Source organism: Bacteroides gallinaceum, from assembly GCF_030373775.1.
In the GTDB taxonomy this organism is placed as follows: Bacteria; Bacteroidota; Bacteroidia; order Bacteroidales; family Bacteroidaceae; genus Phocaeicola; species Phocaeicola excrementipullorum.
The window spans coordinates 1-1,496 of record NZ_JAUDEN010000069.1 but is presented as its reverse complement, the minus strand read 5'-3'; the positions used below and the strand labels follow the sequence as shown (position 1 = coordinate 1,496).

1 protein-coding gene is annotated in these 1,496 nt (G+C 49.2%); it reads left to right on the top strand.

Going from position 1 to position 1,496, the window contains the following annotated elements; genetic code table 11:
* Positions 1–321: 321 nt before the first annotated feature.
* Positions 322–1,496, top strand: a 1,175-nt coding sequence (locus QUW60_RS14970; RefSeq protein ID WP_289561492.1) for a cytidylate kinase family protein, incomplete at its 3' end; no start/stop codon positions are given.

The window sequence follows — 1,496 nt, the reverse complement described above, 5'->3', positions numbered from 1 at the left end:
CAGGGCTGACGCATTACTAAAGTCATTGATATTCAGAGTATCTGATATTTAGAGATATACTAAAGCCTGATAAAAAGGCTGTTTTTTACCTATAAAATCAGTATATGCTGAATAATAAGTACTTAATAATCAATATTCTTTTTAATGCGTCAGCCCTGCGGCACATTCTGTTGTTTGTGGGCCGGTGTGGATGTCCGCATGGCGGGGCAGGCCGGAGATGTTCGCCTCTGTCATGTTTAAATTAGTTTAATGCCTTGAAAAAACATGCCTCACAATGCCGGTTTTTCTGTAATTTCGCGCGGGATTTAAATTGTAACAGCAATGGACGTTAAAAGAAGAAGCAGGGCAGAATGGGCGCGCCGTTATGCCAGTTTTGTAGTCATTCTTTTTGTAATCGCTTTGGGGACTTCGTTATCTATCCGTGCAAACCTCGGCTCGTCGCCGATTTCCGCTCCTCCCTATATCTTGTCGCTTATCCCCGGCATGGGGTTTACGATGGGGCAGCTGACCATCTTCATGCATGTGTTCTTTATTCTCCTTCAGCTGCTCTTTCTGCGCGGGAACTTCGAGAAAAGGCAGTATGCTCAGATATTGGTATCTTTTCTTTTCGGCTTTTATACCGATCTGACCATGTGGCTCACCAGTCCCCTGCAGGTTCCGTTTGACATGAATCCGGCGGCAGGCTATCCGCTCCGGTTTGTCGAACTGCTTGCCGGAGGAAGCATACTGGCATTCGGCATCGCCTGCGAGGTGCGCTGCGATTCGCTGATGCTTGCCGGCGAGGGGCTTCCGCTCGCCATCTCTAAATGCTTGAAAAAAGATTTCGGCAAAGTGAAGATCTGTTCAGACACGGGCCTTGTTTGCATCGGCACTGTTTTCATGTTTATTTATTTCGGCGGATGGAACTGGCAAATGGTCGGTGTAGGTACGCTGGTTTCCATGTTTTATGTCGGCTTTATGGTCCGTGTGTTCTCTCCTCATGTATTGTGGCTCGACAGGATATTCATTCCGAAGGCAAGCCGCTTGCCTGCTGCCGGGAGCGTTGCCGGAAGCGTGTGGGGAGAAAGCCGCATCATCACCATTGCCCGCATGTATGGAAGCGGAGGAAATGCTGTTGGCGAGGAGGTTGCCCGCAGGTTGGGATGCCCTTGCTACAGCCGTCAGATCATTGACCAGACCGCACGGCAGATGGGATATACGCCGGAGTTTGTGGAAAAGAACGAACAGAACATTTCTACGGGCAGGCTTTGGGAGCTGATCTTTTCAGATAGCGGCATTCCGGCTTCCATGAATCCGTCTAAGGACGATGCGATTTATGTCAGCCAAAGCCGTACCATACGCGAACTGGCTCATAAAGGCACTTGCGTGATTATAGGCAGGTTGGGCAATTGGATTCTTCGTGACAATCCTCATGTGCTCCGTGTGTTCATCATGTCGGGGACGGATTTTTCCGCTGCCCAAATAGCCGGGAAGTTTCATGTTTCAGATGAAGAGGC